The organism is Janthinobacterium sp. 75 (assembly GCF_004365495.1).
GTDB lineage: Bacteria > Pseudomonadota > Gammaproteobacteria > Burkholderiales > Burkholderiaceae_D > Janthinobacterium.
The window spans coordinates 2,825,531-2,845,169 of sequence record NZ_SORD01000001.1; the positions used below are offsets into that span (position 1 = coordinate 2,825,531).

18 protein-coding genes are annotated in these 19,639 nt (G+C 62.6%); 9 read left to right on the top strand and 9 right to left on the bottom strand.

The window, feature by feature from the left end:
- Nucleotides 1-268 precede the first annotated feature (268 nt).
- Complete coding sequence (locus C8C89_RS12850) at nt 269-2,128, top strand: flagellar assembly protein A (protein ID WP_243857996.1); 1,860 nt, start codon at nt 269-271, stop codon at nt 2,126-2,128.
- Here C8C89_RS12850 and arfB read toward each other — a convergent pair whose 3' ends face one another.
- Nucleotides 2,129-2,527, bottom strand: a complete 399-nt coding sequence (gene arfB / locus C8C89_RS12855; RefSeq protein WP_034749850.1) for an alternative ribosome rescue aminoacyl-tRNA hydrolase ArfB — start codon at nt 2,525-2,527, stop codon at nt 2,129-2,131.
- Between the two features lie 196 nt (nt 2,528-2,723).
- On the opposite strand from arfB, the gene C8C89_RS12860 reads away from it, so the two are divergent.
- Nucleotides 2,724-3,206 carry a chemotaxis protein CheW gene (locus C8C89_RS12860; RefSeq protein ID WP_133990206.1) on the top strand — a complete coding sequence of 161 codons (483 nt, stop codon included), beginning with the start codon at nt 2,724-2,726 and terminating at the stop codon, nt 3,204-3,206.
- Nucleotides 3,207-3,247: 41 nt separating this feature from the next.
- On the opposite strand, the gene C8C89_RS12865 is transcribed toward C8C89_RS12860, so the two are convergent.
- The 7 genes from C8C89_RS12865 to dapC form a co-directional block, all read right to left on the bottom strand.
- On the bottom strand, nt 3,248-5,245 hold the full coding sequence (locus tag C8C89_RS12865) for an ATP-binding cassette domain-containing protein (RefSeq protein WP_166674723.1): 1,998 nt from the start codon (nt 5,243-5,245) through the stop codon (nt 3,248-3,250).
- Between the two features lie 55 nt (nt 5,246-5,300).
- Nucleotides 5,301-6,191, bottom strand: a complete 891-nt coding sequence (gene prmB / locus C8C89_RS12870) for a 50S ribosomal protein L3 N(5)-glutamine methyltransferase (RefSeq protein ID WP_133990208.1) — start codon at nt 6,189-6,191, stop codon at nt 5,301-5,303.
- A 56-nt stretch (nt 6,192-6,247) separates the two neighbouring features.
- On the bottom strand, nt 6,248-7,384 hold the full coding sequence (gene dapE, locus C8C89_RS12875; protein WP_133990210.1) for a succinyl-diaminopimelate desuccinylase: 1,137 nt from the start codon (nt 7,382-7,384) through the stop codon (nt 6,248-6,250).
- A 69-nt stretch (nt 7,385-7,453) separates the two neighbouring features.
- Nucleotides 7,454-7,810 carry an ArsC family reductase gene (locus tag C8C89_RS12880; RefSeq protein WP_133990212.1) on the bottom strand — a complete coding sequence of 119 codons (357 nt, stop codon included), beginning with the start codon at nt 7,808-7,810 and terminating at the stop codon, nt 7,454-7,456.
- Between the two features lie 133 nt (nt 7,811-7,943).
- On the bottom strand, nt 7,944-9,491 hold the full coding sequence (locus C8C89_RS12885; RefSeq protein WP_133990214.1) for an FAD-dependent oxidoreductase: 1,548 nt from the start codon (nt 9,489-9,491) through the stop codon (nt 7,944-7,946).
- Between the two features lie 121 nt (nt 9,492-9,612).
- Entirely contained in the window at nt 9,613-10,440 is an 828-nt protein-coding gene (gene dapD, locus C8C89_RS12890; RefSeq protein WP_101482033.1) for a 2,3,4,5-tetrahydropyridine-2,6-dicarboxylate N-succinyltransferase, read from the bottom strand.
- Nucleotides 10,441-10,460: 20 nt separating this feature from the next.
- A complete protein-coding gene (gene dapC, locus C8C89_RS12895; protein ID WP_101482032.1) occupies nt 10,461-11,693 on the bottom strand; it encodes a succinyldiaminopimelate transaminase in 1,233 nt (410 codons plus the stop codon).
- Nucleotides 11,694-11,937: 244 nt separating this feature from the next.
- Here dapC and tsaB point away from each other — a divergent pair, with 244 nt between their 5' ends.
- Genes tsaB through C8C89_RS12915 form a run of 4 tightly spaced genes read left to right on the top strand, consistent with a single transcriptional unit; the run spans nt 11,938 to nt 14,981 of the window.
- Nucleotides 11,938-12,663 carry a tRNA (adenosine(37)-N6)-threonylcarbamoyltransferase complex dimerization subunit type 1 TsaB gene (gene tsaB, locus C8C89_RS12900; protein ID WP_133990216.1) on the top strand — a complete coding sequence of 242 codons (726 nt, stop codon included), beginning with the start codon at nt 11,938-11,940 and terminating at the stop codon, nt 12,661-12,663.
- Nucleotides 12,660-13,157 (top strand): ribosomal protein S18-alanine N-acetyltransferase, encoded by a 498-nt coding sequence (rimI, locus tag C8C89_RS12905; RefSeq protein ID WP_133990218.1) that lies wholly within the window; start codon nt 12,660-12,662, stop codon nt 13,155-13,157. Before tsaB ends, rimI begins: the two co-directional genes overlap by 4 nt.
- Nucleotides 13,154-14,041 (top strand): uracil-DNA glycosylase, encoded by an 888-nt coding sequence (locus tag C8C89_RS12910; protein WP_133990220.1) that lies wholly within the window; start codon nt 13,154-13,156, stop codon nt 14,039-14,041. Before rimI ends, C8C89_RS12910 begins: the two co-directional genes overlap by 4 nt.
- Nucleotides 14,028-14,981, top strand: coding sequence for a DUF1853 family protein (locus C8C89_RS12915; RefSeq protein ID WP_133990222.1), 954 nt, complete (start codon nt 14,028-14,030; stop codon nt 14,979-14,981). Before C8C89_RS12910 ends, C8C89_RS12915 begins: the two co-directional genes overlap by 14 nt.
- A gap of 87 nt (nt 14,982-15,068) precedes the next feature.
- Here C8C89_RS12915 and lplT read toward each other — a convergent pair whose 3' ends face one another.
- Nucleotides 15,069-16,331 carry a lysophospholipid transporter LplT gene (gene lplT, locus C8C89_RS12920; protein WP_101482028.1) on the bottom strand — a complete coding sequence of 421 codons (1,263 nt, stop codon included), beginning with the start codon at nt 16,329-16,331 and terminating at the stop codon, nt 15,069-15,071.
- Nucleotides 16,332-16,588: 257 nt separating this feature from the next.
- Here lplT and alr point away from each other — a divergent pair, with 257 nt between their 5' ends.
- From alr to C8C89_RS12935, 3 genes are all read left to right on the top strand, one after another.
- Nucleotides 16,589-17,674 (top strand): alanine racemase, encoded by a 1,086-nt coding sequence (gene alr / locus C8C89_RS12925; protein WP_101482027.1) that lies wholly within the window; start codon nt 16,589-16,591, stop codon nt 17,672-17,674.
- 69 nt (nt 17,675-17,743) lie between these two features.
- A complete protein-coding gene (gene radA / locus C8C89_RS12930) occupies nt 17,744-19,120 on the top strand; it encodes a DNA repair protein RadA (RefSeq protein WP_101482026.1) in 1,377 nt (458 codons plus the stop codon).
- 131 nt (nt 19,121-19,251) lie between these two features.
- Nucleotides 19,252-19,572 (top strand): PilZ domain-containing protein, encoded by a 321-nt coding sequence (locus C8C89_RS12935; protein WP_257561064.1) that lies wholly within the window; start codon nt 19,252-19,254, stop codon nt 19,570-19,572.
- Nucleotides 19,573-19,639: the final 67 nt, after the last annotated feature.

Sequence of the window (19,639 nt, forward strand, 5' to 3'; positions counted from 1 at the left end):
GTGCAAGGCGCCCGCAGCGACGCAGTGCGAGCACTGCTAGCTGCGGGCAACACCGCACAGCGCCGGTTATGGAAGTCAGAAAACAGAATAATTTATTGGGGGTTACTTAGGCATCCCCCACCCCATCCGACAGGGCCATCTCGCAAGACATGGCCCTGTTTGCATCTGGCGGCACATTTTTGCCGAGTCATGCACACGGCCACGCCCCGTGATATTGTTCTAGTGCATTGAGGCAATTCTATGACTGTGTTGCTGGGGGAGGCAAGTGGTGAGCGACGACGACGCACCTGTTCCTGATGCGGCCCCCGCAGGCGGCCTGCCGCATGGCCTGGTCCAGCGCGACGAGGGCGTGTGCCTGGACTTGTCCATGTCGCCCGCGCAGTTGCGCGCCGCCGTCGACCAGCTGTTCCAGTCGGGGCAGCTGCTGGCGGGTCTCGACTACGGTTTGTTCCTGCTGACCCTGTTCCATGCCCCCGCGCCCCACGCCGCGCCCAAGAGCGACGCCTTGCTGCGCATCGCCTCCCGCGTGGCGCCATTCCCGCCCCAGCGTCGCGCGCTGTACAAGCAAATCAAGATCCGCGGCGACAGCGCCGAGTTTTACTTTGAAGCGCTGGCGCCTGACGCGCAGGGCCAGGTGCCTGCCCGCCGCGAGTTTGACGAACTGGTGGCCGACCTGTGGTGCAAGGGCGTGCACTATGGCATCGATGGCGCTGCCGTGCGCGCCATTCTCGGCAGCGGCAAAGCCGAGCGCATCACGGTGGCGCGCGCACTGCCGCCCCAGCCGGGGCGCGACGCCCGGTTTGTCGAAGTGTCGCAAGGCATCCACCGCGACGATGCGCCACGCGAACGCTCCGACGGCCGCCTGGATTTGCTGAGTTTCAAGAACCGCTTTCCGCAAGTGAAAAAACACGCGCGCCTGCTGCGGCTGTTGCCCGGTGCGCCCGGCTTGCCCGGCTACGACCTGGACGGCACGCTGCTGCCGCCGCCCGCGCCGCTGGAGCTGGACCCGGCGGCGGTGGCAGGTGTGGGCACGGCGGTCGAGCGCTTCAGCGATGGCGATTACGTCGTGGCCACCCAGGATGGCTATGTGAATGTCGATGCGCACGGCAAGCTCTCCATCGAAAACAAGATCGTCAGCCGCGAAGGCGTCAGCAGCCGCACCACGGGCAATTTGAAGCTGCGCGCCGCGTACGAGGAGTATGGCGAAGTGCAGGAGCAGCGCCAGGTCGACGGCAGCGACATCACCATCCATGGCGACGTGTACGGCCATCTGCATTCGCATGGCGGGCTGATATGGTTACAGCGCAACCTGGTGGGCGGCACGGCTTTTAATGAACACGGCGACGTGCGCGTCGAGGGCGTCGCTTCCGGTTCCGTGCTGCAGGCGCTCAGTGGCGAAGTGCATTTGAAGCGTGCCGAAAGCTGCGTCATCGCCGGCACGCGCGTGGTGATCGACCATGCCAGCAATTGCGAGATCATCGCCGACGAGGTCGTCATCGAGCTGGCCGAAGGCTGTGCCGTGGCGGCACGCACCATCCGCATCGGCAGCGCCGGTCCCCGCAAGCAGGTGGAGATGCTGCTGTTCCCGCTGGTGCCCGATTTGAGTGGCCTGGAGCAAAAGATCGCGGAAAGCCTGGCCCGGGCCGCGCAATATCAGCAGGCGCAGCACAAGCGCCAGCAGGAAATTGATGCCATCGCGCAATTGCCCGAGGTGCGCAACTACCTGACCCTGGCGGGCCAGCTGCGGCGCGGCGAGCTGCAGCTGCAGCCGGCGCAGCAAACGCAGTACGACAAGCTGGCGGCGCGCATCGCCCCCGTCTTGAAAGAAGTGGCGCGCCTGCGCGTGGAAGTAAAACAGTCGGAAATCCTGCACGCGCAAATGCTGGCGCTGGTGGAGCAGCTGCGCCAGCAGCGGCAAGCGACGGCGGGCCAGTCGCGTTGCACCCTGGGACTGGTGGACGGTGAAACGGCCGTGCGCGCCATGGTCGTGCCGCCCGGGCCGGCCAAGGTCTACGACCGGCCGCCGAAGGAGATCAAGGCGCTGTTGCGCAGCGCCACGCCAGCCACGCAGCCCGTGTTTGCGGACAGCAGCGGCAGCCTGGACTGGACGTACCAGCCAGCGCCGTAATCAGTCTGTGACCTTGCCGCGCGACTGCTTGAGCACGCTGTGCGTGCTCTTGCTGTCGAGGCGGCGCCGTTGCGAGCTGCGCGTGGGCTTGGTGGCGCGGCGCACGGCAGGCAGAAAGGTCACGCTGTCGATGATTTCCTGCAGGCGCCGCAAGGCTTCTTCCTTGTTCTGTTCCTGGCTGCGCGACTGCTGCGCCTTGAGCACCAGCACGCCATCCTTGCTGATGCGGCTGTCGCGCAGGGCCAGCAGCCTTTCCTTGTACGCTTCCGGCAGCGACGAGGCGGCGATGGGGAAGCGCAAATGGATGGCGCTGGAAACCTTGTTGACGTTCTGCCCGCCCGGCCCTTGGGCGCGGATGGCGGAGAATTCAACTTCAGCGGGATTGACGAGGTGTTGCATGGCCTGCCTGTGGGAAAACGATGTGGCTATTGTAAGGGAAGATGGCTGCGGCGGCGCAAGGCTGGGGGCGGAGGCTAAGCATGGCTCCCGGGAAAGTTGATGTTTCTCAACGCCGGGAGCGGCGATGCTGGTTAGCATGGGGCCAACGTTGCGCCACTGCGCATTCTGGCAGCGCTTACCGGATGAAAGGATCACCATGCAGCCCACAACTACGCCTGGCGCCGCAACGGAGCAATACCTGACGCAGTACTTGAGCTTCCGGCTGGGCGGCCTGGAATACGGCCTTGATTATCGCTGCGTGCGGGAATGGCGCCCGCTGAAGGAACTCGATCGCTTTTCCTCGGAAGGGGAGGTGCTGCACAGCGTGGCCGTCTCGCGCGGCGTGATCATCCCCATCGTCGACATGCGCGCCGCGTTCGGCAGCACCCGGGGCGCGCCCGACCCGTCCACCGACGTGATCATCCTGCAGCTGAGCAATGGCGTGATGGGCATGGTGGTCGATGGCGTTACCGATATCGTCAGCCTGGCGCCCGCCGACATCGCCACCGTACCCGGCCTGGGCGAGGTGGGAGCCGATTACCTGATGGGCCTGGGCATGGTGGCGGGACGCCGGCTGATCCTCGTCGATATCGACCGCCTGATGGCCATCCGCAGCCCCAGCCCCATGCAAGCAGCCTGAAAAAAAAGACGACCCGAGGGTCGCCTTTTGTCGTCACTTGATTAACCGAGCTTTTCCAGCTGATCCTGCAGATCGAGCCATTCCGCTTCCAGTTGCGCCAGGTCTTTGGTGAAGAAGGTCTGGTCAGCCAGCAACTGCTTCAGCTTGGCCTTGTTGGCCGCGTCATAGATGGTCGGCTCGCCCAGCTTGGCTTCCGTTTCCGCCTTTTGCGCGTTGCGCTTGGCAATTTGCTCTTCCTGGCGCTTGATCTTGTTTTCGATCGGCTTGCGCAGGGCAGCAGCCTTCTGGCGGTCTTCCGCTTCCTGGCGCTTGTCGCGCACGGGCGCGGCAGGGGCGGCCGCTACCGGCGAAGGGACGGAAGAGGTCACAGGGAAGTCTGTCTTGTTGGCCTTGCCGGCGGCCGGCAGCACATCCGTGCCTTTGCCCAGCTTGGTCTTGAACAGCCAGTCCTTGTAGTCGTCCAGATCGCCGTCGAACGGTTGCAGCTTGCCGTCGGCAACGATGATGAATTCGTCGGTGGTCGCGCGCAGCAAATGGCGATCATGGGAAACGACGACCAGCGTGCCTTCGAACTGGGCCAAGGCTTCCGTCAGCGCTTCGCGCGTTTCCAGATCCAGATGGTTGGTCGGTTCATCGAGCAGCAGCAAGTTCGGACGCTGCCAGACGATCAGGGCCAGCGCCAGGCGGGCTTTTTCGCCGCCCGAGAACGGTGCGATCGACGCGGTCACCATATTGCCGGGGAAGTTGAAGCCGCCCAGGAAGTTGCGCAGTTCCTGCTCGCGCACGGTCGGGGCGATCTTGGCCAGATGCCACAGCGGCGATTCGTCGTGGCGCAGCATTTCCACCTGGTGCTGGGCGAAGTAGCCGATGTTCAAGCCCTTGCCCATGGTGGCGTCGCCCGTCAGCGGCATCAGTTCGCCGGCGATGGTCTTGATCAGGGTCGACTTGCCGGCGCCGTTCTGGCCCAGGAGGCCGATGCGCTGGCCGATCTGCAGCGAAAACTTGATGCCATTGACGATGGTTTTATGCGTGATTTCGCCCGTCGCTTCGTTTTCGATCTTGTAGCCCGCATCGACGTCTTCCATGACCAGCAGCGGGTTCGGGGCCGACAGCGGCTCGCGGAATTCGAACGAGAATTCGGCGGCGGCGCGCAATGGCGCCAGCTCTTCCATCTTTGCCAGCGCCTTCATGCGGCTTTGCGCCTGGCGCGCCTTCGAGGCTTGCGCCTTGAAGCGGTTGACGAACGATTCCAGGTGGGCACGCTTGCGCTGCTGCTTTTCCAGCGCGCCGGCGGCCAGGATCATCTGCGCCGCGCGTTGACGCTCGAAGCTCGAGTAGTTGCCCGAATAGCGCTTCAGCTTGCGCTCGTCGATATGCACGACCACGTTGACCACTTCGTCGAGGAAGTCGCGGTCATGGGAAATGATCAGCAAGGTGCCGGCGTAGCGTTTCAGCCAGTCTTCCAGCCAGATGATGGCGTCCAGGTCCAAGTGATTGGTCGGTTCATCGAGCAGCAGCAGGTCGGACGGGCACATCAGCGCTTGCGCCAGGTTCAAGCGCATGCGCCAGCCGCCGGAGAAGCTGGCGACAGGTTGCTGCATCTGGTCCAGGGTAAAGCCCAGGCCCAGCAGCAATTGCTCGCCGCGCGACTGCACGGTGTAGGCGTCGGCATCGGCCATGGCGCTGTAGATTTCACCGATGGCGATGCCGTTTTCCGACGTGGCCGGCTCCGATTCCAGGCGCGCCAGTTCCGCTTCCAGTTTGCGCAGGGTGATGTCGCCATCGATCGCATAGTCGAGCGCGGCACGATCCAGCGGCGGCGTTTCCTGCGCCACGTAAGCCACGCGCCATTTGGCCGGGAAATCGATCTCTCCCTGGTCAGGGTGCAATTCGCCACGCATCATGGCGAACAGGCTCGATTTGCCCGCGCCATTGGCGCCGATCAGGCCGATCTTGTCGCCCGGGTTGAGCGTGACATCGACTTGTTCGAGCAACGGTTTGATGCCGCGCATCAGGCTTACTTGTAGGAAACGTATCATTTTTTTCTTTGTAGAGGCTGGGGTCAGACCCGGCGGGTCTGACCCCGGTAGTCAATTAGGCCAGCTTCAGCTGCTCGGCCGTCAGCAGGAATACCATGTCGTCACCAGCGCTCGTCGTCAGCCAGGTCAGGCCCAGCTCGCCGAAGGCCGCTTCCGCGTAGGCGCGTTCGTTGCCAATTTCAATCATCAGGATGCCATCGTCCGTCAGGCGTTCAGCCGCACCGGCGATGATCTTGCGCACCAGGTCCATGCCGTCGCTGCCGCCGTCGAGGGCGATTTGCGGTTCGGCCAGGTATTCCTGGGGCAGGGCGCCCATCGACGCGGAATTCACGTACGGCGGGTTGCTGATGATCAAGTCGTATTTCTTGGCCGGCACGTTGGTATACAGGTCCGATTCGATCAGCTTGACGCGGTCTTGCAGTTTATACGTGTCGACGTTGCGCTTGGCCACGGCCAGCGCGTCGGCGGAAATGTCCACGGCGTCCACGCTGGCGTTCGGGAAGGCGTCGGCCATCATGATGGACAGGCAGCCCGAGCCGGTGCACAGTTCCAGGATGTTTTCCACCGCTTCCGGTTCCGCCACCCATGGCGAAAAGTATTCGGGGATCAGCTCGGCGATGAAGGAGCGTGGCACGATCACGCGCTCGTCCACGTAGAAGTTATACGTGCCCAGCCAGCCTTCCTTGGTGATGTAGGCGGCTGGCACGCGATCGATGCTGCGGCGGTCGATGACCGTCATCACGCTGGCGATTTCCGACGGCAGCAGCTTCGCGTCCAGGAACGGTTCAAGCTTGTCGAGCGGCAACTTCAAGGTGTGCAGGATCAGATAGGCCGCTTCGTCGAACGCTTCGGCGCTGCCGTGGCCGAAAAACAGCTTGGCGGTATTAAAACGGGTAACGGCGTAGCGCAGCAGGTCGCGTGGCGTGGAAAACGGGTTCGGGGTCATGGCATTCTCGAAAAGACGGTGTTCTGGCCCGCCGTGACGGGCCTCGGTATTCTGGTTCAGACGGGCAGCAAATGCTCCAGCGTGCGCCGGTAAATATTCTTCAGGGGATCGATGTGGCGCAGTTCGATGTGCTCGTCGATCTTGTGAATACTGGCATTGGGCGGCCCGAATTCTATCACTTGGGGGCAGATTTGCGCGATAAACCGGCCATCCGAGGTGCCGCCCGTGGTCGACAGCTCCGTCGTGATGCCCGTTTCTTCCAGGATGGCGGCGGACAGCGCATCGCTCAAGGTGCCGCGCGGCGTGAGGAAGGGCAGGCCGCTCAGGGTCCACTGCAAATCGTATTGCAAGTCATGCTGGTCGAGGATGGCGTGCACCCGTTCCTGCAGGTTTTCCGCCGTGCTGGCCGTAGAAAAGCGGAAATTGAAATCGATCACCATGTCGCCCGGAATCACGTTATTGGCGCCCGTACCCGCGTTGATGTTGGACATTTGCCACGACGTCGGCAGGTAATACTCGTTGCCCGCGTCCCATTTCTCTTCGACCAGGTCGGCCAGCGCCTGCGCCGCTTCATGAATCGGGTTTTTCGCCAGGTGCGGGTAGGCGATATGGCCTTGCACGCCCTTGATCGTCAGGCGGCCCGACAGGGAACCGCGGCGGCCATTTTTGATCATGTCGCCCAGCTGCGCGCTCGACGTTGGCTCGCCCACCAGGCAATAGTCGATCTGCTCGCCCCGTTCCTTCAATTTGTCGCAGACGATGACGGTGCCGTCCGTGGCCGGGCCTTCCTCGTCGCTGGTGATCAGGAAAGCGATGGAACCCGTATGCCCGGGCGTGGCGGCGATGAATTCCTCGCAGGCCACCACCATGGCGGCGATCGAGGTCTTCATGTCGGCCGCCCCACGGCCGTACAGCTTGCCGTCGCGACGGGTGGGGATGAAGGGCTGCGAGCGCCATTGCTCGACGGGCCCTGTGGGCACCACGTCCGTATGGCCGGCAAACACGAACACGGGGGAGGTCGTGCCACGGCGGGCCCACAGGTTGGTGACGTCGTTCGACTGTATCGTTTCGCAGACAAAGCCCAGCGGCGTGAGAAGGTCGATCAGGTGCTGCTGGCAGCCCTTGTCATCGGGCGTGACCGAGGACAGGGCGATCAGTTTTTCGGTCAGGGCGAGGGTTTTGGAGGTGGTCATGGTGTAGAGCGGGGTCGTACCCTAGGGACTCGGCGTCCCCGTACGACCCCAGCCTTGCAGGTGTCGGGTTTAAACTGAAAAAATGGCTTTGTACTGTGCATCGGAAAACGCCACGCTGAACTGGCCATCCTTGTCCAGTACGGGGCGCTTGATAATGGACGGGTTTTCCAGCATCAGGGTCAACGCGCTGGCCGCGTCGACGGTGGCGGCCTTGCGCTCGTCGGACAGGGCGCGCCAGGTCGTGCCTTTTTTGTTGACCAGCACATCCCAGGGTAATTGCTGCAGCCATGCTTCCACGGTGGCGCGTTCCAGCCCCTGCTTCTTGAAGTCGTGGAAGGTGGAGTCGAGTTGCTGCGCGGCCAGCCAGGTGCGGGCTTTTTTGACGGTATCGCAATTGGGGATACCGTAGAGTGTAATGGTCGTCATGGGTAGGGCTAAGGGGAATGAATGCGGTTCGCTTGATCGCGGCGCTTGCGCCAGGGAAAAATGCGATGGTAGCCGCCATTATACAGTCGATGCGCAGTCGATGCGGCAGTGCAACACGCCCCAGTGATTTCCCCTACACGGGCCGTGGCGCCGTCTTCCCTGATTCTACCGGACCGAAATGCAGGCCCAGTCTCAAGGCCAGCGCGCGCAGGCCGCCGCTTTCCTGCTGGTGCAGCGCCAGCGCGATGTGGCCGTCCGGGCGCACGAGGTAAGCGGTGTCGCGGCCCAGGCCGGCCAGCTTGGCGGCCACGTTATAGGTGTAGCAATGCACAGGCAGTTTCAGCACGCGCGCCTCGGCCAGCAATTCGGGCGCCGCTTCGCCATAGATGTGCAATTGCCAATCCATGCTGCGCAAGGCCGTGAAATTGTCTTGCGTGCCGTCCGAGAACCATGGCAGGCGGTCGCCACCGCGCAGGTATTCCGCGTGGCCCGCCGAGAGGGCGCTGTCTTCATAGCTGATCTGGATTTGCGACACGGTCTGGAACAGCAAGCGGCGCGCCCGCCCGAAGCCCGAGAGGAAGGGCAGCGCATGGGGCACCAGCCAGCGGCGCAGGAATTGCCCGGCCATGCCTTGCGCGACGATGGCCTGGAAGGCGCGGTCCGTGGTGGCGACGAGCTTGCGGGCAAACACGATGCGTTCGCTTTCATAGGTGTCGAGCAGGGCGTCGTTGCTTTGTCCGTGCAGTTTCTGCGCCAGTTTCCAGGCCAGGTTGACGGCGTCGCCCAGGCCCGTGTTCATGCCCTGGCCGCCTACGGGGCTGTGCAAATGGGCCGCGTCGCCGAGAATGAAGCAGCGCCGTTCGCGAAACTGTGCCGCCACCCGGTGATGCACCTTGTACGTGGAAAACCAGTTCACGTGTTCGACTTGGATGCCCAGCAAGGCTTGCACCTGTTCGCGCACATCGTCAAACACGGGGGGCGGCGCGCCGTCCGGGCGGTCAGGCAGGATGCCGATCAGGCGCTGCATGCCGCTCGTGCGCACGGGCAACATCAGCGCAAAAGAATTCGCGCCCAGGTGGGCGTGCAAATCCGTATTGCTGCCGGCCACTTGCGCATCGGCCACGTAATACAGGTGGTCGTAAGTACCGCCGGAAAAGTCGAAGCCGGCGATCTCGCGCACGGCGCTGCGGGCGCCATCGCAGCCGCAAATATAGTCAAACGTGCAATATTGGCGTTCGCCATCCTTGAGCAGGATGGCTTGCACTTCGCTATCGTCCTGCGTCCACAGGTCCAGCGCCACATTCCATTCCACATGCACGCCGGCCGCCGCCAGCTTGCTGATGAGAAAGCGCTCATGCTCGTCCTGGGGCAGGCTCAGCACGAAAGGGTAGGGACTCAGGCCTTCGCCGATCTCGCCCAGCGCCAGTTTCACCAGTTCTTCTCCCCCTTCGTGGATGTGCATGGCATTGATCTTGATGCCCAGGCTGACCAGCTCGTCGGCAAAGCCCAGCTGCTGGTAAAACTCCAGCGTGCGCGCATGCACGGCCATGGCCCGCGACGCTTGCCCGGGGCCGCTGTTTTTATCGATGATGCGGCAATCGACGCCATGGCGCGCCAGGCGCAGGGCAAGCATGAGGCCGGTAGGACCGGCGCCGACGATCAATACGGGAGGAGTATTCATGCCATCCAGTATAGGACAGGATGGCGTAAGGCTGCGGGACGATTGAAGTTGCTAGTCGGAAATGAAAATGTCCCGCCGGGGCGGGACATTCAGGTATTACTTATGCTTCACAGCGCAACGATCAAATGCCACGCAAGAGTTCGTTGATGCCGGTCTTGGCGCGGGTTTTTGCATCCACGCGCTTGACGATGACGGCGCAGTACAGCGAGTACTTGCCGTCTTCCGATGGCAGGTTGCCCGACACCACGACGGAGCCGGCTGGCACGCGGCCATAGGTCACTTCGCCCGTGGCGCGGTCGTAGATCTTGGTCGACTGGCCGATGTAGACGCCCATCGAGATGACCGAGTTTTCTTCGACGATCACGCCTTCGACGATTTCCGAGCGGGCGCCGATGAAGCAGTTGTCTTCGATGATGGTCGGGTTCGCTTGCATCGGTTCCAGCACGCCGCCGATGCCGACGCCGCCGGACAGGTGGACGTTCTTGCCGATCTGGGCGCAGGAACCGACGGTGGCCCAGGTGTCGACCATGGCGCCTTCATCGACGTAGGCGCCGATGTTGACGTAGGACGGCATCAGCACGACGTTCTTGGCGATGAAGCTGCCGCGGCGGGCGACGGCTGGCGGCACCACGCGGAAACCGCCCTTGGCGAAGTCTTCCGGCGTGTAGTTGGCGAACTTGGTCGGCACCTTGTCGTAGAACTGCATCGTGCCATCGGATGGCATGACGACGTTGTTTTCCAGGCGGAACGACAGCAGCACGGCTTTCTTGACCCACTGGTTGACAACCCAGTCGCCCGTGGTTTTTTCCGCTACGCGGATGCTGCCGTTGTCCAGGCCATTGATGACGTGGGATACGGCGTCGCGTAGTTCGGCCGTGCCGTTGCCCGGATTGATCTCGGCACGGTTTTCCCAGGCCTGGTCGATGATGTTTTGCAGTTGTTGGCTCATGATGATGTCTTATGTATTGGTTAATGCGGAGTTGATGCGGATGCGGAAAGCTGCTGGCAGAATTTTACTATGCGCAATGCCGCTTCCAGCCCTTCAGCCGTTTCGGCCACCAGGGCCATGCGGATGCGGTTGCGGCCCGGATTGATGCCGTGCGCGTCGCGCGCCAGGTAGCTGCCAGGCAGTACCGTGACATTATATTCGGCGTACAGGCGTTGCGCGAATTCGGTGTCGGACAGTCCCGTGCGGCTGACGTCGGCCCACAGGTAAAAGCCGGCGTCCGGCAATTGCACGTCCATCACCGATTGCAGCAGCGGCGTGATGGCATCGAACTTGGCACGATACTTGGCGCGATTTTCCTCGACATGGGTTTCGTCGTTCCAGGCCGCGACGGAGGCCGCCTGCACGGCGGGGCTCATGGCGCCGCCGTGGTAGGTTCGGTAGAGCAGGAATTTTTTCAGCACTTCCGCGTCGCCGGCGACAAAGCCCGAGCGCATGCCCGGCACGTTCGAACGCTTCGACAGGCTGGAAAACACCACCAGGCGAGCATACGGGCGTTCGATCGTGGACAGGCCCAGCATGTGCGCCGCCTGCAGCGCCCCCAGCGGGGCCGTGTCGCCGTGGTAAATCTCGGAATAGCACTCGTCGGCGGCGATGACGAAATCGTAGCGCTCGGACAGGGCAAACAGGTGTTCCCAGTCCGTCAGGGTGAGCACGGCGCCCGTCGGGTTGCCTGGCGAACAAAGGAACAGCAGCTTGACCTTTTCCCACACGGATGCCGGCACAGCGTCGTAGTCGCAGCCGAAATTGCGCGTGGGATCGGAATTGACGAAATACGGTTCGGCGCCGGCCAGGTAAGCCGCGCCTTCATAGATCTGGTAAAACGGATTCGGGCTGATCACCAGCGAACCGGCCGACGGATCGATCACCGTTTGCGCCAGCGCAAACAGCGCTTCGCGCGAACCGTTCACGGGCAGGATTTGCGTGGCAGGATTGAGCTTGGGGATGCCATAGCGGCGTTCCAGCCAGCCGGCGATGGCGGTACGCAAGGCTTCCGAACCGATGGTGGTCGGATAGCTGGCCAGGCCGTGGATATTGTCGACCAATGCCTGCTCGATGAAGGCTGGCGTCGGGTGCTTGGGTTCGCCCATGCCCAGGCTGATGGGCGCATACTCGGGGTTGACCGTCACGCCGGCAAACAGCTGGCGCAGCTTTTCAAATGGATATGGTTGCAGTTTAGCAAGATGTGGATTCACGGAACGGACCAGGGCAAGAGTGGAAAGACGATGTTGCTTAGCGATGTTGCTTAGTAATGGCTGAACGATTGCTTGGCGCGGCACACTTGATGCCGGTCACGGTCAATTAATAAGCTGCGTCTTTCATTATAGCCGTCCTCGCGGGCCTGCTGTGCAAGCCGCATCGCCCTGATCGCTGTCCGGCTGGTCCAGGCATGGCGTAGCGGGGAGTGCCGCGCCATGGCGCGGCAAGGTAAAATACGCCATGCCTATCTTACTTCCTACCTTACTTGCTATTGAAACTTCGTCCGAACTCGCCTCATGCGCCCTGCTGCGCGGCGATGTCGTGCTGTCCCGTGCCTCGTCGGGCGTGCGCACGCATTCCCAATCGATCTTGCCGATGGTGCAGGAATTGCTGGCCGAAGCGGGCGTGACCCTGGCCGACGTCGATGCCATCGCCTACGGCTCCGGCCCCGGCTCGTTTACGGGCGTGCGCACGGCCTGCGGCATCGCCCAAGGGCTGGCCTACGGCGCCAGTCTGCCCGTCGTGCCCGTCGTGACACTCGACGCCATGGCGCTGGCCTGCCACCAGCAGCATGGCGCGCAGCGCATCGTGACCGTGCTCGACGCCCGCATGGGCGAAGTGTACTGGGCGCAATACGATTACCAGGATGGCTTGCAAGCCGTGTCGCCGCCGGCCCTGAGCGCGCCGGCCGGCGTGGCGCCGCAAGGCGATGTGGTTGGCTGTGGCAACGGTTTTGGCGCGTATGCCGACGCCTTGGCCGCGCTGCCATGTGCCGCCACGGCCGATGCCGCCATCATGCCGCACGCCGTGCAGGTGGGCCAGCTGGCGCGCATCGCCTTTGCGGCCGGTCAGTTCGTGACGGCGGCCGAGGCGCAGCCTTTGTATTTGCGCAACAAGATCGCCTACACGAGCGCAGAGCGCCTGGACATGCAGGCCGCCAAGGCCGCTGCGGAGTCCGTGCAATGAGCGTGGCGGGCAAGGTTCTGGACAGCGCGGCAGGCTGGGACTTGCTGCGTCTCGACTATCAACCGATGGCCGAGACGGACTTGGCCGAAGTGCTGGCGCTGGAACAGCGCGTGTATCCGCATCCCTGGACGCACGGTAACTTCGTCGATTCGCTCAAGAGCGGCTATCCGGCCTGGGTGTTGCGCGACGTGGACGGCACCTTGCTCGGCTACTTTTTATTGATGCTGGTCGTCGATGAGGCGCACTTGCTCAATGTGGCCGTCGAAGGCGCCATACAGGGCCAGGGCCTGGGCCGTTTTCTGCTGAACCAGTCCTGCGCCTGCGCGCGCCAGCTGGGCATGGAATCGATGCTGCTGGAAGTGCGTCCGTCGAACGTGCGCGCGCTCGATATTTACCAGCGCTATGGATTTGAACAGATAGGCCGGCGCAAGGGATACTATCCGGCCAGCAACTCGCAACGTGAGGACGCCATCGTGATGCGTTATACCTTATGAGCCGCAGCGCCGTTTTCCTCGATGAAATGGGCGTTGGTCCCCTGTGGCGCTTGCGCCAGGGGAGCGCGCCCGAGCCCGCTGAGGCCGTTGTCGAGGCCCCTGTGCCTAGGGAAGCCAGCGTGGCGGAGCCTGTGGCCGCAGCTGCAGAAGCGGAAGCAGTGGTTGAGGTGGTCGCCGAGGTAGTCGCCGAGGTGAAGGTCGAGGCGCCCGTTGCCGTTGCCGTGACACCGGAACCTGCCGCCATGCCCGACGACACGGCCTGGTTCGACGATGCTCCCCCGCCGCCGCCCGCCAAACAGCTGAATGATGCCGATATCGCCGCCCTCGACTGGGATGGCTTGACGGCCGCCGTCGCCAAGTGCGCGCGCTGCGACTTGTGCAAGACGCGCAAGGGCGTCGTCATGGGGCGTGGCGACCGTCAGGGCGCTTGGCTGATGCTGGCCAGCAGCCCGTCGCGCGCGGAAGAACGCGAAGGGCGCGCCTTGCCGGGCGAGCAGGGTAAATTGCTCGACAATATGTTGAAAGCCATCGAAGTCGATGCGGGCAGTGATGTGTATATCACCCATTTGCTGAAATGCCGTCCGCTTGACGAGGCGGGCCAGGAGCGCTTGCCCACCGAATCGGAGTCCGCCGCCTGCCGCCCGTATTTCGAGCGTGAACTGGCCCTGCTGCAGCCGCGCACCATCGTCACCCTGGGTTCGATGGCCGCAGCCGGTATCAATCCCGGTGAAAAACCCGTGCGTGGCAAGGTGCGCCAGCTAGGAAATGCTTCCGTTGTTGCCACCTTCCACCCGGAAATGCTGTTGCAGGACGAGACGGGCAAGGCCAAGGCGCGTGCCTGGGCCGACCTGTGCCTGGCGAAAAGCACGCATGCAGGCGGCTGACCCGGCCATCGGCACTTTTCAGGCCCGCTTCGAACGTCGCTGGGGGCATCTGACGCACCCCCGTGTGCGTGCGCTGGCCTGGCTGCTCGATTCGCCCGACTTGCTGGACCCGGCCAGCCCCCACTGGGGCGGGCGCATCGCCAGCCTGGACCCGGTCACGCCTGCCGTGACCGCCTGGCTGGGGGCGCTGCAGGATGACCCGTCGCCGCTCGATGCGGCGCTCGGTCCCCGATTCTATTCCCGCCTGGGCCTGTACGCTGAAAAGCTGCTGGCCTTTTATTTTGAGCAACATGGTGTATTGCAAGCACATGGCTTGCAAGTGCAAGTGAACCGCAATGACACAGTGGGCGAGTTCGATTTCCTGTTGCGTGATGGCGCGGATAGTGAGGCGTTGTTGCACTGGGAATTCGCCACCAAGTTCTACCTGCTCGAAGGCGCGCCTGATGCCGGTGTCTTCAACCACTTGATCGGTCCCAACCTGGCCGACACCTTGGGATTGAAAATGCGCAAGATCCTCGACAAGCAACTGGCCTTGTCACGCCATCCGGCCGCGCAAAGCCTGCTGGCGCAGCCCGTGCGGGCGGCGCAGGCGCTGGTCAAGGGCTGGCTGTTTTATGCGGCAGGCGCCACGCCCGGCATGGAGGGTATTTCCCAGGAACATGGACACGGCTTCTGGTGCACGCCAACAGAATTGCCGCAGCAGCGCTATATCGTGCTGCCGCGCTTGCAATGGCTGGCGCCGTTCAAGGGACGCGAGGTGGAAGTGCTCGACGTCGATGCCTTGCGCGCGCAGTTGTTTGGGTTGGTGCAAGCGGTGATGGTAGCCACGGTGGACCATGTCGACGGCTGGGAAGTGGAGCGCACGCGTGGTTTTGTCGTGCCCGATACTTGGACGGAGCAGGCTGCTGCGCGGCGGCTGGCGGGTATGCTGCCAGCCTAATGTTGGGGTCAGTCGCTTCGCGATCAGAATGCATCCCATTGGGATGCATTCCCCCGACGGGACTCGGCGTCTCCGTCTGACCCCGAATTAATGTTTCTGCTCGCCAATCAAGGACAGATTGTCGTGTTCCAGCTGGTTCAGCTTGTGCCTGCGCATGATCATGTACATGGTGCCGGCGACGAACAGGCCGAACAGGGTGATGATGATATTGAGCGGCAGGTGCAAACGGATCATGATCGAATAGACGGCCAGCATGGTGAGAATCGACAGGTTTTCATTGAAGTTCTGCACCGCGATGGAATGGCCTGCGCTCATCAGGACGTGGCCGCGGTGTTGCAGCAGGGCATTCATGGGCACGACGAAAAAGCCGGACAGGGCGCCGATCAGTATCAGCAGCGGGTAGGCAATCCACACTGAGTGCACTTGCGTCATCATCATGACGATCACGCCCATGGCGATGCCCAGCGGAATGACGGTCAGCGATTTGCGCAGCGGAATGAAGCGCGCCGACAGCACGGCACCAGCGGCCACGCCGATGGCGACCACGCCCACCAGGCTGGTCGCCTTGTCGAACGGCATGTTCAGCGACTGCTTGGCCCATTCCAGCACGATCAGTTGCAAGGTGGCGCCAGCGCCCCAGAACAGGGTCGTCACGGCCAGGGTAATCTGGCCCAGCTTGTCTTTCCACAGGATGGAATAGCAATTGGCAAAATCGGTGATCAGTTTGATAGGATTGCGTTCCTGATGCGGATACACGCAGCCCGTGTCGGGAATCTTCAGGTTGGCCAGGGTCGCCATGACGTAGATGCCGACTACCACGCACAAGGCCGCTTCCGTCTTGTTGCTGATGCCCGTATCGATCAGGGGGATGTCGATGGAAAGCAGCATGTCGGACACGTGGCCGCTGACGAGCGCGCCGCCCATGACGGTGCCCAGGATGATGGAGGTGACGGTCAAGCCTTCGATCCAGCCATTCGCCGCCACCAGCTTTTCCGGCGGCAGCAGTTCCGTCAGGATGCCGTACTTGGCGGGCGAATACACGGCCGCGCCGAAACCGACGACGGCGTAGGCCAGCAGCGGGTGCACGTGGAAGAAGACGAGGGCGCAGCCGAAGATCTTGACCATGTTGGCGATGAACATGACCTTGCCTTTCGGCAATGCATCCGCGAAAGCGCCAACAAAAGCGGCCAACAGCACGTAAAACAGTACGAACGACAATTTGAGTAGCGGCGTGATCCAGGCCGGGGATTTCATGGACACCAATAAATCGACGGCGACAAAAAAGAGGGCGTTATCTGCCAGCGAGGAAAAGAACTGCGCCGCCATGATGGTATAAAAACCACGATTCATTCTGGATTGCCTGAAATCATATCTGGCTTGCTTTATACCACGAAAAAACGGCAAACCCCAAGTTTGGCCGGGGCTGCCTCGCATAGTCTTGCCTAAGGGAAGCTTAATTTTTCTGCCGTAGAAAAATACATCACATGTGAACATTTTATACATGCTGTCGTGGGCGGCCATCGCCCCCGTCCGCCTGGCAGGCTTGCCGCCCCGCATCTGGTCCATCCGTTAAAATACGGCTTTCCCACCCGCCGTGAACGACGCATATGCCCAGGCCCCTCATCGCCACCATCCATCTCGATGCCATGCAACAGAATCTGGCGCGCGCGCGTGCCTGCGCCCGCGGTGCCAAAGTGTGGGCCGTCGTCAAGGCGAATGCCTATGGCCATGGCCTGGAGCAAGCTATGCGGGGCTTTGCCGACGCCGATGGCCTGGCGCTGGTCGAGGTCGATTACGCCGTGCGCTTGCGCGAACTGGGCTGGACCAAGCCCATCTTGCTGCTGGAAGGCTTTTTCGACGCCAGCGATTTGCCGGTCATGGCGCAATATGGCTTGAATGGCAGCGTGCATTGCGAAGAGCAGATCGCCATGCTGGCAGCGGCGCGCTTGCCGCGCGCCATCGATGTGCACCTGAAGATGAATACGGGCATGAACCGCCTGGGCTTTACGCCGCAAGCCATCGCCGCCGCGTATGCGCGCCTGCGCGCCATGCCGCACGTTGGCACGATCACCCTGATGACGCATTTCGCCAATGCGGACGCGGCGGCGCCCACGCGCTTGCCGCTGGCCCAGCAGATGCTGCGCTTCGAGGCCGGGGTGGCCAGCATCGGCACGGCCTTGCCGCGCAGCCTGTGCAATTCGGCCGGATTGCTGCTGCACCATCTGGACAGCGACTGGGTGCGCCCCGGCATCATGCTGTATGGCGGCACGCCCAGCGGCACGTCGGCGCAAGCGTTCGGCTTGCTGCCCACCATGACCTTGCGCAGCAGCATCATCGGCATCCAGGAGATCGCCGCCGGCGAGGTGGTGGGCTATGGCAGCCGCTACGAAGCGGCTGGCAATATCAAGGTGGGCGTGGTGGCTTGCGGCTATGCGGATGGCTATCCGCGCCATGCGCCCGATGGCACGCCCGTGCTGGTCGACGGCGTGCGCACGGGGCTCATTGGCCGGGTCTCGATGGACATGCTGATGGTTGATTTGACGCGCGTGCCCGGTGCGCGGGTCGGCAGTTCCGTCACCCTGTGGGGCCAGGGCATGCCGATTGACGAGGTGGCCCTGGCCGCCGGCACTATCGGCTATGAGCTGATGTGCGCACTGGCGCCGCGCGTGCCCGTGATCGTAGCGACACAGTGACGGCGGCCCGCCGTTTGTATATACTGTATATATAAACAGCAGTTTCACATTACCCGGGCAAAGTACACCATGGCAAAAGTCAAGACCATCTACACCTGCAGCGATTGCGGCGCCATCAGCAATAAATGGATGGGGCAGTGCACCTCGTGCAACCAGTGGAATACCATGGTGGAAACCCTGCCCGAAACGGGCGGCAACAACCGCTATTCGAACCCGCAGCACATGTCGCTGGCGCAGACGGCGCCCGTGCTGTCGCTCGACGATATCGACGCCATCGACGTGCCCCGCTTCGGCACCGGCATCGAGGAATTCGACCGCGTGCTGGGCGGCGGCATGGTGGCGGGCGGCGTCGTGCTGATCGGCGGCGACCCCGGCATCGGCAAGTCGACCTTGCTGCTGCAGGCGCTGGCCAATATGTCGCATCACAAGCGCGTGCTGTACGTCAGTGGCGAGGAATCTGGTGCGCAGATCGCCCTGCGCGCCAAGCGCCTCGTCATCGACGCCAAGGAATTGAAATTGCAGGCGGAGATCCAGCTGGAAAAGATCCTGTCCACCTTGAACGACCTGAAGCCGGAAGTGGTGGTGATCGACTCGATCCAGACCGTGTATTCGGACGCGCTCAGCTCGGCGCCCGGTTCCGTGGCGCAAGTGCGCGAGTGCGCGGCCCAACTGACGCGGGCGGCCAAGCAGACGGGCGTGACCATCATCTTGGTGGGCCATGTGACGAAAGAGGGCGCACTGGCCGGTCCCCGCGTGCTTGAACACATCGTCGATACGGTGCTGTATTTCGAGGGAGATGCCCATTCCAGCTTCCGCCTGGTGCGCGCCATCAAGAACCGTTTTGGCGCTGTGAATGAACTGGGCGTGTTCGCCATGACGGAAAAGGGGCTGAAGGGGGTGTCGAACCCGTCCGCCCTGTTCCTGTCGCAGCACGACAACCAGGTGCCCGGTTCCTGCGTGATGGTGACGCAGGAAGGCACGCGCCCGCTGCTGGTGGAAATCCAGGCCCTGGTCGATACCAGCCATCTGCCGAATGCGCGCCGCCTGTCCGTCGGCCTGGAGCAAAACCGCCTGGCCATGCTGCTGGCCGTGGCGCACCGCCACGCGGGCATCGCCGCCTTCGACCAGGACGTTTTCATTAACGCAGTGGGCGGCGTGAAGATCACGGAGCCGGCGGCCGACCTGGCCGTGTTGCTGGCGATTAACTCGTCGATGCGCAACAAGCCCTTGCCGCGGGGACTCGTGGTGTTTGGCGAAGTGGGGCTGGCCGGCGAAATCCGCCCCGCGCCACGGGGCCAGGAACGCTTGCGCGAAGCGGCCAAGCTGGGCTTTACCCTGGCCGTGGTGCCCAAGTCCAACTTGCCCAAGCAAGCCATCGAGGGCCTCAAGGTCATCGGCGTCGAGCGTATCGACGAGGCATTCAACAAGTTGCGCGATCTGGAGTAAAAGTTGGTATGGTTTAAATGCCAAGCTTGAGACAAGTCAAACAGAATTTCCGTTTAGAACTATAATATTTGTCCGATGGATTCGCGCAGCGAGTTCGCATCGGCAATGCATAGCTAGAGAAGCGGAATACAGTGTCAGTTGAGCAAAGGCAGGGCGCACGCAAGATATTGCGTGCCAAGGCAATGTTGGTAATGGATGGTGCGGGCCCTGTGGCGGCACGCACCCTCGATGTGGGGCCGGGCGGCATGTCGGCCGTCATCGCGGAACCGGTGCCGACAGGCAAACAGGGCAAGGTGCTGTTCGAGTTGTTTTACGATGGCTCTGTACACATTATCGAGGCGCGCGTGTCCGTCTCGCACTGCATTTTCAGCAGTGCGGGTTTCAAGGTGGGACTCACTTTCCTGCAGCTGGACATGGCTGTCAGCAGTGCAATCTCGAAATTCATGCGCTGAGGCATGCCCGGAGATGGGCGCCAGATAATTGCGCTAAAATGGTGCATAAGGGTTTGCAGTCAGGAAA